We start from the raw sequence: 14,435 nt of genomic DNA, 5'->3' as shown, positions 1-14,435 counted from the left end.
CCGCCGCGGGCCAGTCCCGAAGGACCGACCCGCGGCGGAGTGGCGCCACTGCCGGGCCTAGGCTGCGGGCAGCCCGTCAATCCAGCTGCCGAGCTCCGCCAGCGTCTGGCCGGTAATGCCGTGCCCGCCGGGATCGCGGCGTGAGGTGGCGGCGGCTCCGGAGCCCGTCAGCAAATAGTCCCAGGTCTTTTCGAGGAGCTCGTGCGGGATGACCCTGTCCTGGTCGCCGTGGGCAACAAAGACCGGGACGCCGGCCAGCTGTCCTGGTGCGACCGGAACACCGGCGTCGAACGGCAGGGTGCCGCAGAGGATGGCAGCTCCGGCATAGCGTGACGGGTCGGCCAGCAGCAGGCCGCCGGCAAAGGCCGCCCCGCCGCTGAAGCCGACCAGCACTACCGGCCGGCCGGCCGGTGCCGCCGCGTCGAGCCAGGCGCGGAACCAGGCCATCGTCGCGTCCAGGGATTCGGCCACGGGCCGGCCGATGCCGCGGTTGGCGAACCAGGCGTAGCCGCCGCCCTCGGCAATGGGCGCCCGGACCGCGGCGTAGGCGGGTCCGGCCGGCAGCCGGCCGGCGAGGCCGAGGATTTCCCGCTCGTCGGAGCCGCGGCCGTGGAGAAGCACCACCAGCGGAGCCGCCGGGTCTTCGGACCCGGCACTTGCTACCACCGGGTCCGGGAAGGTGGCATCCATTAGTTGGTGACCTTCAGGCCGGTGTCCCAGTTGAAATCGGCAAACTCGGGGTTGGCCTGCATCGTCATGAGGACAAACTGGAAGCCTTCCAGCTCACCGGAGCGCTTGAGCGGGCCGACCACGAGCGGCCGCATGCCGGCGTCGGCAACGAAGCTGCTGACGGCCGAGGTGGCGGCGGCGTCGTCACCCGCGATGAACACATCCAGGGGCTGGCTGCCGGACTTGCCCGCCACCAGGGTTCCCGCGAACGTGGTGTTGAAGGCCTTGACCACTGCGGCACCGGCCGGGGCGAGCTTGGCAATTTCCTCGGCAGCGGACGTGCCCGGCTCCACCACCAGGGAGTCGAAGGTCTCGAAGTTGACCGGGTTCGTGATGTCCACGAGCGTCTTGCCGGCCAGGGCATCGCCATAGGCGCGCATCACGGACTTGGCGGCGTCGAACGGTACTGCGAGGACTACCAGGCTGCCCTGCGGCGCATCCGCCGTCGTGCCATAGCGCACGCCCCCGCCCAGCTCCTCCGCCAGGGCCTGGGCTTTGGCTGCATCCTGGCCGAGAATCTCGACCGTCCGGCCGGCGGCGAGTGCGCGAGTGGCGATGCCGCGGGCCATGTTGCCGTTGCCGATGATGGTGATGTTGGTCATGGGGGTCTTCTTTCCAAAGATTCGGGCCAGGAAGTTCGTCATCAGATTCTGTTCTGTCGGATACTGGATGTTTTGTTGAAGCTACAACCAACATACGCCTAAAAGGTTGAATCATCAAGTACCTGCTGTCTGCGGTTATCCGGCCCGGCTGCGGGAGCGCCGCGGGACACTAAGCTGGAAGGCAATGAAACTCGTAGATCAGCTTCCCGCCCCGGCCGCCCGAGTCCCCGGCCGGACCGGCCTCGATCCGGATGAGCTTTACACCCGGTTCGTCGAATGGACCGAGAGCCGCGGCCTTGCCCTCTACACCGCCCAGGACGAGGCCGTGATCGAGCTGGCGGCCGGCGCCAACGTCATTCTCGCCACCCCCACCGGCTCGGGGAAGTCGCTCGTGGCCATCGCGGCGCATTTCCAGGCCATGGCCCGCGGCCAGCGCAGCTATTACACGGCCCCCATCAAGGCGCTCGTCTCGGAGAAGTTCTTCGCCCTCTGCGAAATCTTCGGGGCCGAGAACGTCGGCATGATCACCGGAGATTCGGGCGTTAACCAGGACGCGCCCATCATCTGCTGCACCGCAGAGATCCTGGCCAACATCGCCCTGCGCGAAGGGGCCGACGCCAGCCTCGGCGCGGTGATCATGGACGAGTTCCACTTCTACTCGGACCCCCAGCGCGGCTGGGCGTGGCAGGTTCCGCTGCTGGAACTCCCCCAGGCCCAGTTCCTGCTGATGTCCGCGACCCTGGGCGACGTGAGCCGCTTCGAGGACGGCATCACCGAGCTGACCGGCCGCCCGACGACGACGGTCAGTTCCGCCGAACGGCCCATCCCGCTGCACTTCTATTACCAGCAGACCCCCGTGCACGAGACGCTGGAGGAGCTGCTCTCCACCAAGCAGGTCCCCGTCTACGTGGTCCACTTCAGCCAGCTCGAGGCCATCGACCGGGCGCAGAACCTGATGAGCATCAACATCTGCACCCGTGAAGAAAAAGACAAAATCGCCGAGCTGATCGCGGGATTCCGCTTCGCCGCGGGCTTCGGCAAGACCCTCAACCGGCTGGTCCGCCACGGCATCGGGGTACACCACGCCGGGATGCTGCCCAAATACCGCCGGCTCGTCGAGCAGCTGGCCCAGGCGGGCCTCCTGAAGGTTATCTGCGGCACGGACACTCTGGGGGTCGGCATTAACGTCCCCATCCGCACCGTCCTCCTGACCGCGCTCAGCAAGTACGACGGCGTCCGCACCCGCCTGCTGAACTCCCGTGAGTTCCACCAGATCGCCGGCCGCGCCGGCCGGGCCGGCTATGACACGGCGGGCACGGTGGTGGTCCAGGCCCCCGAGCACGTGATCGAAAACGTCAAGGCCATGGCCAAGGCCACCGCGAAGTTCGGCGACGACCAAAAGAAGCTGCGCCAGGTGGTCAAGAAAAAACCGCCGGAAGGCTTTGTGTCCTGGGGCGAACCCACCTACAAGCGCCTGGTGGAATCCGTCCCGGATCCGCTGGGCTCGAGCTTCACCGTGACGCACTCGATGCTGATGAACCTGATGGAACGGCCCGGGGACCCCTTCAAGGCCGCGCGCCGGCTGCTCACGGAGAATCATGAGACCCGGTCCGCACAGCTGCAGCTGATGAAGAAGGCCCTCGGCATCTACCGCGAACTGCTGGCGGCCGGCGTCGTCGAGCGGATTCCGGCGGCAGAGCAGGGTCCGGACGGGCGCAGCGTCCGGCTGACCGTGCACCTGCAGGCGAACTTCGCCCTGAACCAGCCGCTCTCCCCCTTCGCCCTCGCGGCCCTCGACCTGCTGGACCCGGAGTCGCCGTCGTACGCCCTCGACGTCGTGTCGGTCATCGAGTCCACGCTGGAGAAGCCGCGGCAGATCCTGTCCGCCCAGCAGAAGAAGGTCCGCGGGGAGGCGATCGCCGCAATGAAGGCCGACGGCATCGACTACGACCAGCGCATGGCCATGCTCGAGGACGTCACCTACCCGCAGCCGCTCGCCGAGATCCTCGGTGAAGCGTTCGACGTGTACCGCAAGGCCGCACCTTGGATCGGCGACTTTGAGCTGGCGCCCAAGTCCGTGGTCCGCGACATGTACGAACGTGCCATGAACTTCGGCGAATTCGTCCAGTTCTACGGGCTGGCCCGGTCCGAAGGCATCGTCCTGCGCTACCTGGCCGACGGCTTCAAGGCCCTCCGGCAGACAGTCCCGCAGGACGCCCTGCGCGAAGACCTCGCAGACCTGATTGCCTGGCTGGGCGAATTGGTCCGGCAGGTGGACTCCAGCCTGCTCGATGAGTGGGAGGAACTCACGTCCGGTGCCGCGCCGACCCCGCATGATGCCCCGCCGCCCCCTCCGCCGTCGCTGACCTCCAATGTGCGGGCCTTCCGCGTGATGGTCCGGAACGAGATGTTCCGCCGGGTGGAGCTGTTCGCGGACGAGGCCGCCACTGCCCTCGGCGAGCTCGACGGCGGCTCGGGCTGGGACGCTGAGCGCTGGGAAGACGCGCTTGATGACTACTTCGAGGAGCACGGCGACATCGGCACCGGCCCGGATGCCCGCGGCCCCGGACTGCTCATCATCACCGAGGAGCCCGGGGTGTGGAAAGTCCGGCAGATCTTCGACGATCCCGCCGGAAACCACGACTGGGGCATTTCCGCCGAAGTGGACCTGGCAGCCTCCGACGAAACCGGCACCGCGGTGGTCCGGGTCAGCGACGTGAACCGGCTGTAGCCGCTAGTAAACTCGTGCCCATGAGTGTAATCCGCCCGGCCGCCGCCGCCGACGTTCCCGCCATCCTCCGGATGATCCACGACCTGGCCATCTACGAGAAGGAACCGGACGCGGTCCGAAACACCCCGGAGATGTTGTCCGAGGCCCTGTTCGGCGAAAACCCGCGCGTTTACGCGACCATGGCGGAGAACGAGGCCGGCGAGGTCCAGGGTTTCGCGTTGTGGTTCCTGAACTACTCCACGTGGGAAGGCGTCCACGGGATCTACCTTGAGGATCTCTACGTGATGCCCGAGGCGCGCGGCGCCGGGCACGGCAAGGCCCTGCTGCAGCACCTTGCGACCACGGCCGTGGAGCGCGGCTACGCCCGCGTGGAATGGAGCGTGCTGGACTGGAACGAGCCCTCGATCGCTTTCTACAAAAACCTCGGGGCGGCCCCAATGGACGAATGGTCGACATTCCGGCTGACCGGTGAAGCCCTCGCCGCATTCGGCGCGGCCCGGACGGCAACCGCCCGTGGCTAAGGCCGCAGCGGTGGCGCCCGGCGTCGTCCCGCACATCGTCAAAGCGCGGCACGACTACCGCGGCATGCGCACCACGGAACACTATTTCGAAGTTCCGCTGGACCATTTCGGTGCCGGCACCGAAACCATCACGGTCTTCGCCCGCGAGTACGTCTCGGCCGACCACAGCGAAGAGGCTGCCGCGGACCTGCCGTGGCTGCTGTTCCTGCAGGGCGGCCCCGGGGGCCGCGGCAACCGCTTCCCGGCCCTGGGCGGCTGGAGCAAGGCCGCGGCCAGGGACTTCCGCATCCTGATGCTGGACCAGCGCGGCACCGGCCTGTCCTCCCCCATCGACCGCAACACGCTGCCGTTGCGCGGCGGCGACCGGGACCAGGTGGAGTACCTCGAGCACTTCCGGGCCGATTCGATCGTGGCGGATGCCGAGGCTATCCGCAGGGCCCTCGGTGCAGCGCCGTGGACCATTTACGGTCAGAGCTACGGCGGCTTCTGCGCGCTGACCTACCTCTCCTTCGCCCCCGAAGGCCTGCGGGAGGCACTCATCACCGGCGGCCTCGCCCCGCTGGCCGGTCCCGCAGACCGGGTCTACCAGGCCACCTTCCGGCGGGTCGCGGCCCGCAACGCCGAATACTTCAGCTGGTATCCGCAGGACCGCGAGCTGGTCACCCGGATCGCCCGGCACCTCCGGGAGACCGAGGAAGTCCTTCCCGACGGCACCCGGCTCACGGTGGAGCGGTTCCAGATGGTGGGTGCCTACCTCGGCGGCAACACCCGCGTCGACGGGCTCCACCACCTGCTGGAGGATGCGTTCGTTGCCACGCCCGACGGCGAGCAGCTCTCCGACGGCTTCCTGGAGCAGGTCCGCAGCCTCGTTTCCCGCGCATCCAACCCGCTCTATGCCCTTATGCATGAGTCCATCTACGGCCAGGGCGAGGCCACCGATTGGGCTGCCCTGCGCGTGCTCCAGGACTTCCCCGAGTTCCGCCCGGACGCCGCCGAGCCCCTGCTGACGGGTGAGATGGTCTATCCGTGGTACTTCGATCAGGATCCGGCGCTGCGGCCGCTCCGCACCGTGGCGCAGTTGCTCGCCGAGAAGGACGATTGGAAGCCGCTCTACGATCCCGAGCGCCTCGCACTGAACAACGTCCCCGTGGCAGCGGCCGTTTACAGCGACGATATTTACGTGGACCGGGACCTCTCGCTGGAGACAGCACGTGCAGTCCGCGGCCTGCAGGTGTGGGAAACGGATGAGTTCCACCATGACGGCATTGCCGATGACGGGGAAGCCATCTTCGGGCGGCTGCTCGGCATGGCGCGCGCGGCCGGGGCCTGAGGACTCAGCTGTCCTGGGCCGGCTCCGTGCGCGGCGCTCGCGCTGCCAGGATCACGGTCAGGACCGTGACGGCGACGGCGGCGGCTACCAGGTTCAGCCCCTGGTAGCCGATTCCACTCATCAGCAGTCCGGCGAACCCGGATCCGACGGCGCCGGCGATGCCCATCAGGGTGTCCGAGACACCCTGCACGAGGACCCTGTCCCCGGGGGCCACACTTTCGGCGAGCAGCGTGGATCCGGCAATGGTGGCAGCGGACCAGCCCAGCCCCAGGAGCACCAGTCCGATGGTCACCAGGGCCGGCTGCGACTGACCGAACCCGGCCACGCACACGGCCACCAGGATCAGCCCGTGGCCCAGAAGGATGACCTGGCGGCGGCCCACCCGGTCGGTGAGCCAGCCCATCACGGGTGAGAGCGCGTACATCCCGGCGATGTGCAGCGAGATGGTGAAGCCGATCAGCACGAACACATCGGTCCCGGTGGTGTGGGTGTGACCGGCCATGGGGCCGGCCATCGGCCCTTCGGTGAGCAATTGCAGGTGGAGCGGCGTCATGGACATCACGGCCGCCATGCAGCCGTGCGCGGCCACGACGGCGAGCAGCGCCAGCCGCGCCCGGGGCGAGGAGCGGACGGCACGGAGGCCGTCCCGCAGGGCGTGCCTCCCCCGGCTGCCTTGCGTTCCCTTGGCGGGACCCTCGGCGGCGGTACGCAGCCGGCCGGCCAGCAGCAGCGGGTCGGGCCGCAGCGCGACCAGCAACAGCAGGGCTGCGAGGAACAGTCCCGCCGTCGAAAACACGAACGGCCCTGAGATGGCGGGCAGCCCCAGCGCCTCCCCCACTACCGCGCCGGGCTGGATGAGGTTGGGGCCGGCAGCGGCGCCAACCGTCACCGACCACACGACGATTGCGAGGGACCGTCCGCGGTGTTGGGCATCGGCGAGGTCGACGGCGGCAAAGCGCGCCTGCAGGTTGGCCGCGGTGCCAAGGCCCAGCAGGGCCGCGGCCGCGAGCAGGATCGGGAAGACCCCGGTCACGGTGGCCAGAATCACCAGCAGGGCGCCCGTCATCGCGCAGAGCAGGCCGGTCACGAGAGCGGCCCGGCGCCCCCTCCGGCCGGCCAGTCCGGCCAGCGGCAGGGCGGTCAGGGCTGCCGCGAGAGTCATGGTGGTGGTGACCGAGCCGGCCCAGGCGTTGGAGCCGGAAAGCTGGACCGCCAGCAGCGATCCCACTGACAGGCTCGCGCCGTTGCCGATTCCGCTGAGGAGCTGGGCGATGCTGAGGACAACAACGGTACGGCGCTGCACCCGTTGGGGGTGCAGCGCCGTATCGGCCGCCGGTGCGGCATCAAACGTTTTCACGCTCCGAGCTTAGCCCGTCGAGGCTCCGCGGCGGCCCAGGCGCGTGGCCTGCCCGTTCGGTGCCCGCGTGGTGGCTACTCGGCGTCGCTGAGGCTCTTGCGGGAGTCCTCTTCCAGCCGGCTGTCGAGTTTGGCCTTGGAGGCCTTGGAGCTGAGCAGGCTGGCGACCACCGCGATGATGATGGTGCCGATGATCACGGCGAGCGAGACGAACGTGGGGATCTCCGGCGCCCATTCGATGTGCTTGCCGCCGTTGATGAACGGGAGTTCGTTCACGTGCATGGCGTGCAGCACCAGCTTGACGCCGATGAAGGCCAGGATGACCGAGAGCGCGTGCTTGAGGTAGATGAGCCGGCTCATGAGACCGCCCAGCAGGAAGTACAGCTGGCGCAAACCCATCAGGGCGAAGATGTTGGCCGTGAAGACGATGAATGCGCTCTGGGTGAGGCCGAAGATGGCCGGGATGGAGTCCACGGCGAACAGCAGGTCCGTCAGGCCGATGGTCACGAAGACGATGAGCATCGGGGTGAAGACCTTTTTACCGTCCACCACGGTGCGGAGCTTGCCGCCGTCGAACTTTTCGGACATCGGCAGGACCCGGCGGATCCGGGCGATCAGCGGGTTTTCCTTGTCTTCCTCGTCTTCGCCTTCGTCCTGGGCCTGCTTCCATGCGGTCCAGAGCAGGAACGCGCCGAAGATGTAGAAGATCCAGCTGAACTGTTCGATCACGATCGCGCCGAGCAGGATGAAGATGCCACGCAGGACCAGTGCGATGATGATCCCGACCATAAGCACCTCCTGCTGGTACTTACGGGGTACCGAGAAGCGCGCCATGATGATGATGAACACGAACAGGTTATCGATGCTGAGGCTGTACTCGGTGACCCAGCCGGCGATGAACTGGCCGCCGTATTCCGGGCCGGTAAACATGAACATGGCGCCGGCGAAGACGAGGGCCAAGGCAATGTAGAAGGAGACCCAAAGGCCTGCTTCCTTCATGGAGGGCTCGTGCGGACGCTTCAGGACCAGGAGCAGGTCGACGGCGAGGATGAGGCCGAGGACGACAAAGGAGCCGATCTCAAACCAGAGGGGAAGTTCGAGCACGAAGTGACCTTTCGCAGGGTACAGCTCAGCGGTGTAAGTCTCTCCGGCTAAGCTCCCGCACCCGGGCCGTGGCCTCCGGTGTCAGTCTGCTGCCCGCTACGCCCGGCATGGCATCTGTGCCCTGCGTGTTGACGATCGTAGCGCTTGGGATACTCCCCTACGTTCCATCTACTTTACCTTAGGCGTGACCCGCCGACTGCATCTGGCGCAGCTCCTTCTTGAGATCGCCGACCTCGTCGCGGAGCCGTGCCGCCAATTCGAACTGCAACTCGCCGGCTGCCGCGTGCATCTGCTCCGTGAGTTGTTCGATCAGGCCCACCAGGTCCTCGGCGGGGGCGGCGGCAAGTCCGTCGGTGCGGACCTTGGCCCCGCCTTTGCCCTTGCCGCGGGCCTTGTTCGCGCTGGCCAGCAGCTCGCGGGTATCCGCGTCTTCCTTGGCCAACTGGTCGGTGATGTCGGCGATCTTCTTGCGCAGCGGCTGCGGGTCGATCCCCCGCTCGGTGTTGTAGGCCACCTGGATGGCCCGGCGGCGATTGGTCTCGTCGATGGCCTGGGCCATGGAATCGGTAATCCGGTCCGCGTACATGTGAACCTGGCCGGAGACGTTTCGGGCGGCACGGCCGATGGTCTGGATCAGGGACGTCGCGGAGCGGAGGAATCCTTCCTTGTCCGCGTCGAGAATGCTGACCAGCGAGACCTCGGGCAGGTCCAGGCCTTCCCGGAGCAGGTTGATGCCGACCAGGACGTCAAAGACGCCCATCCGGAGTTCGCGGAGCAGCTCCACGCGGCGCAGGGTGTCTACGTCTGAGTGCAGGTATTCGACTTTAACGCCGTGGCCCAGCAGGTAGTCGGTGAGGTCCTCCGCCATCCGTTTGGTCAGGGTGGTGACCAGCACGCGTTCGTTGTTGGCGGTGCGGGTGCGGATCTCGCCCAGCAGATCATCGATCTGGCCCTTCGTGGGCTTGACGATCACTTCCGGGTCGATCAGGCCGGTGGGCCGGATGATCTGCTGCACGAAGCCGTCGGCCTTGCCGAGCTCGTATTTGCCCGGGGTCGCGGAGAGGTACACGGTCTGGCCGACACGCTCGAGGAATTCGTCCCATTTGAGCGGACGGTTGTCCATGGCCGACGGCAGCCGGAAACCGAAGTCCACCAGGTTCCGTTTGCGGGACATGTCGCCCTCGTACATGGCACCGATCTGCGGGACCGTAACGTGGGATTCGTCGATCACGAGCAGGAAATCGTCCGGGAAGTAGTCCAGGAGGCAGTGCGGAGCCGTCCCGCGGGCACGGCCGTCAATGTGCGACGAGTAGTTCTCGATGCCGTTGCAGAAGCCCATCTGCTGCATCATCTCAAGGTCATAGGTGGTGCGCATCCGCARCCGCTGGGCCTCGACSAGCTTGTTCTGGCTCTCCAGGACCTTGAGSCGGTCGGCGAGTTCGTCYTCGATCCGYTTGATCGCCCGGGCCATCCGYTCSGGKCCGGCGACGTAGTGCGAGGCCGGGAAGACGTACATTTCCTCTTCCTCGCGCAGCACTTCGCCGGTGAGCGGGTGCAGGGTCTGGATGTTTTCGATCTCGTCGCCGAAGAACTCGATCCTGATGGCCAGTTCCTCGTACATCGGGATGATCTCCACGGTGTCGCCGCGGACCCTGAAGGTCCCGCGGTGGAAGTCCATGTCGTTGCGGGCGTACTGCATGGAGACGAACTTCCGGAGCAGGTCGTCGCGGTTCATTTCCGCGCCCTTGCGCAGGGTGACCATGCCGGAAATGTACTCTTCCGGCGTGCCGAGGCCGTAGATGCAGGACACGGTGGCCACCACGATCACGTCGCGGCGGGTGAGGAGTGCGTTCGTGGCGGAGTGCCGGAGCCGCTCCACTTCCTCGTTGATGGAGGAGTCTTTCTCGATGAAGGTGTCCGTCTGGGCCACGTAGGCCTCGGGCTGGTAGTAGTCGTAGTACGAGACGAAGTACTCCACCGCGTTGTTCGGCAGCAGCTCACGGAATTCGTTGGCCAGCTGGGCGGCGAGGGTCTTGTTCTGCACCATCACGAGGGTGGGGCGCTGGACCTGCTCGACCAGCCACGCCGTTGTGGCGCTCTTACCCGTACCGGTGGCGCCCAGGAGCACCACGTCCTTTTCGCCATTCTTGATGCGCTCGGTCAGCTCAGCGATCGCGGCCGGCTGGTCGCCGGCCGGTTTGAACTCGCTGATGACTTCGAAGGGCGCCACAACACGGTTGATTTCCTGGGCAAGGCTCATGTTCCTAATCTACCGCTGCACTCCGACAGGAAACCCTGATTCAGCTTTGGGCGCTACCCTGCGGTCCTGCGGCGGCGTACGACGGCGGCCGCCAGCCCGTTCGGCGGGCCCACTCATCCATCCGCGGGGCGGCCTGCGCAGTGAACCAGTCTTCTTTGTCTGCGGCGTAGGCCGCCGTGGACTTGTCCACCCCGTGCCGCCGCGCGGCGCGCCGCTTTTCGGCGAGGTAGTCGATACGCGCGGCGTCGTCGTCGCGCAGCCAGTCCCGGAAGCACAGGGCATAGCGCCAGCCCGGGGAGCCGGCAGCCCGGACGTGCAGGTTCACTGGCCGGCCCGGGTCCGCGCTGCCGTGGACGCGCTTGTCCCAGGCCGCAGGGTCCGGGTGGCCGGGCTTCGGGTTGTCAGGGCCGCTGCCCGGCCAGCGCGGGAAACCCGCCTCCGCCAGCAGCGGCTCCAGCCGGTCCGCGGCGGCGAGGTCGCGGACGGTGAGCTGCAGGTCCAGGACGTCCTTGGCGGCCAGCCCGGGAACCGCCGTCGAGCCGATGTGGTCGACGCCGAGGATGTCCTGCGGGGACACTGCCCGGAGCCGGGCGATGAGCCGGGCAGCCTCGGCCGTCCAGGCCGGGGTGGCGGGGCTGAGCACCGGGCCGCCGGAGCGCGGCGCCAGCCGGTGTTTAACCAGGTTCTCCGCGAACGGCACTAGCCGGCCGGACCAGAGCCGGTCCACGGCGTCGCGCAGTTCCTCCCTGGCGCCGGAATTGTCCAGGACCACATCCGCCGCTGCCAGCCGCTGCTCGCGAGTGGCCTGGGCGCCCATTCTGGACCTAGCCTCATCGACCGTCATCTTCCGGTGCTCGACCATCCGCTGGATCCTGAGGTCTTCGGGTGCGTCCACCACCACCACCAGGTGGAAGTTGGCGCCCTGGCCGGTCTCGACCAGCAATGGGATGTCCTGGACCACGACGGCGCCTTTGGGGGCGGCCGCGGCGATGGCGGCGGCCCGTTCCCGGACGAGGGGGTGGATGATGCCGTTCAGCACGGCCAGCCGCTCGGGGTTTCCGAAGACGAGGGCGGCCAGGCGAGCGCGGTCCAGGGCGCCGTCGGATCCCACCACGGTAGAACTGAAGGCCGCCACAACGCGCGCCAGCCCGGGCGTGCCCGGTTCCACGACCTCGCGCGCCAGGGCGTCGGCGTCGACCACCACGGCCCCAAGCTCGCGCAGCCGCGAGGCCACCACTGACTTCCCTGAGGCGATGCCGCCCGTCAACCCGATCTTCAGCACCCCACCAGACTAAACTGAAGCGGTGCCAGTCGACGCGGTTTCCCCGGAAAGCAAGGCCAGCGCTTTCCCGGACAGCAGAGCCACGGCGTACACCACGCTGGCGGCCGGCGGCAGCTTCCGGCACGAGCTGGAGATCAAACGGTCCCGTTTCATTACCGTCCTGCAGCGCACGGCCGACGAGGACCAGGCCCGGGTGCTGGTGGCGTCGCTCCGCCGGGAATTCCATGACGCCCGGCACCACTGCTCGGCGTTCGTACTGGGCCCAGACCGTGAGGTGCAGCGCTCCAGCGACGACGGCGAACCCTCGGGAACGGCGGGTATCCCCATGCTGGAGGCCCTGCTGAAACGCGAAACCGGGCCCGGCCTGACCGACCTCAGTGACGTGACCGCCGTCGTCGTCCGCTATTTCGGCGGCATCCTGCTCGGTGCGGGCGGACTGGTGCGGGCGTACTCGGAATCGGTGTCTTCCGCACTGGAACGCGCGCCCCTGGTGCGGCGGCAGCGGCTGCGGATCTGTGCCGTGCCGATCCCCCACGCTTCCGCCGGCCGGCTTGAAAACGACCTCCGCGCCGCCGGGTTCCTCATGGCCGGGACCAGTTACGATGCGCAGACAACGGTGCTCCGGATGGCGTTGCGGGACAGCCCGGCCAAGCTGGAGCAGGCGTCGGCGCGGCTGGCTGAACTCTCGGCCGGAAGTGCTGTGCTGTCGCCGGAAGGAACGGAGTGGGTCGATGCCGCCATCAACTGAGCCGGTTTCGGTGGTCGCGCTGGTCGACGTGACGAACGCGGTGCTGGACGGGCTTCTGGCCGTGGCGTTGCATGACGCCGACGCCGACGAGGTCACCCCGCCGCTCGGCACGACCGCCGGTTGGAACACCGAACGGATCAGCTGGTTCCGCGCCTACCACCGCGCCGCGGCGGCCGGGCTCGACGGTCCGGCCCGGCAGCGGACCTGGGCCATCACCGCCGACGGGGAGCTGGCGGGGTCGGTCCGATTGATGCGGGTGGACGGGGTTGGGGGTGATGTTCGTACTCCGGAAGCCGGGGGCACGCTGGGTCCGAAGGACGGGGGCACGCTGGAGACCGGCATCTGGCTGGGCCGGAGCTTCCGCGGCCGGGGCATCGGCGGAGAGGCACTGCGGCTCATCAAGCTCCAGGCAGCTGAGGCGGGAGCAGCCGACCTGGAAGCGGAAACAACCTCGGGCAACCTCGCCGCGCAGGCCCTATTGCGTTCGATGGGTGCAGAACTGACATCAGACGCCCTGCGGGTCCGGGCCACCTTCAAACTCCCCTAGCCCGCGGGCTGCACCGGCGCACCGACGGATGGACATGCCCATCCCTGCCTCGCCGGGACGGACATGTCCACCGGCGGCGCTTAGCAATGGGCATGATGCCACTATGTCCAACGGCCGGCACCAAGGATGGGCATGTCCATCCCCACCATCCAAGGACGGACATGTCCATCGGCGGACGTCAGCAATGGGCATGATGCCACTATGTCCAACGGCCGGCACCGAGGATGGGCATGTCCGTCCTTCCCCACGGCCCCGGATGGACATGTGCATTCCTCAAACCCCCGAACGGACATGTCCATCGGCGGACCCAGGGAATGGGCATGTTGGCCTTTGCGACCAACTCCGCATACCAGGGATGGACATGCTCGTCCCTAAGGCGGCCCAAGGAAGGGCGTGCCCATCGCTCACAACCACGGACGGACATGTCCAACGGCGGACCTCAGCAATGAGCATGATGCCACTATGTCCAATGCCCGGCACCACGGATGGGCATGTCCGTCCGTGGTGGAGCGGGGTGCGGCGTTCCAGATGGTTGTTGCGGGAGGCGGGGCGGTGCTTGGATGAAGGGGATACGGGGCGAACCCCAGAAGCGCGCAACTCACCGGGCTCTTGAGGGCGTCTGTGACGGTCCAATGCGGAGGCCCGATGTTGCCTGGTGGCGCGCCGGAGACCACCGCCGACGCTCAGGGCTACCGCGGAGCGCCAAGACAACGAGGAGAACTGACGTGGATGATCCGTACAACCTGGCCCGCTTCGTCGAGGCTCAGGACTCGGCGGGCACGTACCGGCAGGCGCTGTCGGAGCTGAGTGCCGGGGCCAAGCGAAGTCATTGGATGTGGTTCATTTTTCCGCAGATCGCCGGGCTCGGGTTCAGCGCCACCTCGCGGAAGTATGCGATCGCCTCGGTCGACGAAGCCCGGGCCTATCTGGACCACCCGGTCCTGGGCGGCCGGCTGCGGGAGTCGTGTGACGCCGTCGTCGCCGTCGAGGGACGAACCGCAGAGCAGATCTTCGGCGGCATCGACGCGCGGAAACTTCACTCGTCGGCAACCCTGTTCCACCGGGCGGCCCCGGGGGAGCCGGTGTTTCAGCAAATTCTGGACAAGTACTTCGACGGCGAACCTGACGTTGCCACGGATCGCATCCTCGGCAACGGCGCCTGACCGGCCGGGCCGCAGCCAGTCCCGCCGCAGCCACCCCCACCCCGCCCCTTAAACCACAACGG

At 67.6% G+C, this 14,435-nt stretch carries 12 protein-coding genes; 6 read left to right on the top strand and 6 right to left on the bottom strand.

Annotation, left to right across the window (positions count from 1 at the left end; all coding sequences use genetic code 11):
- Window positions 1-57: 57 nt before the first annotated feature.
- Both AC1DBE_RS01110 and AC1DBE_RS01105 read right to left on the bottom strand, forming a co-directional pair.
- Entirely contained in the window at window positions 58-690 is a 633-nt protein-coding gene (locus AC1DBE_RS01110) for an alpha/beta hydrolase (protein ID WP_476969359.1), read from the bottom strand.
- Window positions 690-1,331, bottom strand: a complete 642-nt coding sequence (locus AC1DBE_RS01105) for an NADPH-dependent F420 reductase (RefSeq protein WP_476969358.1) — start codon at window positions 1,329-1,331, stop codon at window positions 690-692. The genes AC1DBE_RS01110 and AC1DBE_RS01105 overlap by 1 nt, the downstream gene beginning before the upstream one ends.
- Window positions 1,332-1,515: 184 nt before the next feature.
- Between AC1DBE_RS01105 and AC1DBE_RS01100 the strand changes: the two genes are divergently transcribed.
- The 3 genes from AC1DBE_RS01100 to AC1DBE_RS01090 all read left to right on the top strand — a co-directional run bounded on the left by AC1DBE_RS01100 (window position 1,516) and on the right by AC1DBE_RS01090 (window position 5,913).
- Entirely contained in the window at window positions 1,516-4,062 is a 2,547-nt protein-coding gene (locus AC1DBE_RS01100) for a DEAD/DEAH box helicase (RefSeq protein WP_476969357.1), read from the top strand.
- A 20-nt stretch (window positions 4,063-4,082) separates the two neighbouring features.
- Complete coding sequence (locus tag AC1DBE_RS01095) at window positions 4,083-4,583, top strand: N-acetyltransferase family protein (RefSeq protein ID WP_476969356.1); 501 nt, start codon at window positions 4,083-4,085, stop codon at window positions 4,581-4,583.
- Between the two features lie 64 nt (window positions 4,584-4,647).
- The gene (locus AC1DBE_RS01090; RefSeq protein WP_476969662.1) at window positions 4,648-5,913 is read left to right on the top strand and encodes an alpha/beta fold hydrolase; all 1,266 of its coding nucleotides are present in this window, start codon (window positions 4,648-4,650) and stop codon (window positions 5,911-5,913) included.
- A gap of 4 nt (window positions 5,914-5,917) precedes the next feature.
- On the opposite strand, the gene AC1DBE_RS01085 is transcribed toward AC1DBE_RS01090, so the two are convergent.
- From AC1DBE_RS01085 to coaE, 4 genes are all read right to left on the bottom strand, one after another.
- A complete protein-coding gene (locus AC1DBE_RS01085) occupies window positions 5,918-7,270 on the bottom strand; it encodes an MFS transporter (RefSeq protein ID WP_476969355.1) in 1,353 nt (450 codons plus the stop codon).
- 74 nt (window positions 7,271-7,344) lie between these two features.
- Window positions 7,345-8,373: a TerC family protein gene (locus tag AC1DBE_RS01080; RefSeq protein WP_476969354.1), complete on the bottom strand. Its 1,029-nt coding sequence runs from the start codon at window positions 8,371-8,373 to the stop codon at window positions 7,345-7,347.
- 178 nt (window positions 8,374-8,551) lie between these two features.
- Window positions 8,552-10,633 (bottom strand): excinuclease ABC subunit UvrB, encoded by a 2,082-nt coding sequence (uvrB, locus tag AC1DBE_RS01075; protein WP_476878378.1) that lies wholly within the window; start codon window positions 10,631-10,633, stop codon window positions 8,552-8,554.
- 40 nt (window positions 10,634-10,673) lie between these two features.
- A complete protein-coding gene (gene coaE, locus AC1DBE_RS01070) occupies window positions 10,674-11,915 on the bottom strand; it encodes a dephospho-CoA kinase (RefSeq protein ID WP_476969353.1) in 1,242 nt (413 codons plus the stop codon).
- 22 nt (window positions 11,916-11,937) lie between these two features.
- Here coaE and AC1DBE_RS01065 point away from each other — a divergent pair, with 22 nt between their 5' ends.
- From AC1DBE_RS01065 to AC1DBE_RS01055, 3 genes are all read left to right on the top strand, one after another.
- Complete coding sequence (locus AC1DBE_RS01065) at window positions 11,938-12,663, top strand: IMPACT family protein (RefSeq protein WP_476969352.1); 726 nt, start codon at window positions 11,938-11,940, stop codon at window positions 12,661-12,663.
- Complete coding sequence (locus AC1DBE_RS01060) at window positions 12,647-13,210, top strand: GNAT family N-acetyltransferase (protein WP_476969351.1); 564 nt, start codon at window positions 12,647-12,649, stop codon at window positions 13,208-13,210. Before AC1DBE_RS01065 ends, AC1DBE_RS01060 begins: the two co-directional genes overlap by 17 nt.
- A gap of 725 nt (window positions 13,211-13,935) precedes the next feature.
- Window positions 13,936-14,373 carry a DUF1810 domain-containing protein gene (locus AC1DBE_RS01055; RefSeq protein WP_476969350.1) on the top strand — a complete coding sequence of 146 codons (438 nt, stop codon included), beginning with the start codon at window positions 13,936-13,938 and terminating at the stop codon, window positions 14,371-14,373.
- Window positions 14,374-14,435: the final 62 nt, after the last annotated feature.

It is taken from the genome of Arthrobacter sp. 10T416 (assembly GCF_056394165.1).
The sequence above is the reverse complement of the archived record's forward strand: the minus strand, read 5'-3'. Positions and strand labels throughout refer to the sequence as shown.

Excerpts from the sequence above, each read along its gene's own strand:
- AC1DBE_RS01110 (WP_476969359.1), bottom strand. The coding sequence starts at position 690 with ATGGATGCCACCTTCCCGGACCCGGTGGTAGCAAGTGCCGGGTCCGAA.
- AC1DBE_RS01105 (WP_476969358.1), bottom strand. The coding sequence starts at position 1,331 with ATGACCAACATCACCATCATCGGCAACGGCAACATGGCCCGCGGCATC.
- AC1DBE_RS01100 (WP_476969357.1), top strand. The coding sequence starts at position 1,516 with ATGAAACTCGTAGATCAGCTTCCCGCCCCGGCCGCCCGAGTCCCCGGC.
- AC1DBE_RS01095 (WP_476969356.1), top strand. The coding sequence starts at position 4,083 with ATGAGTGTAATCCGCCCGGCCGCCGCCGCCGACGTTCCCGCCATCCTC.
- AC1DBE_RS01090 (WP_476969662.1), top strand. The coding sequence starts at position 4,648 with ATGCGCACCACGGAACACTATTTCGAAGTTCCGCTGGACCATTTCGGT.
- AC1DBE_RS01060 (WP_476969351.1), top strand. The coding sequence starts at position 12,647 with ATGCCGCCATCAACTGAGCCGGTTTCGGTGGTCGCGCTGGTCGACGTG.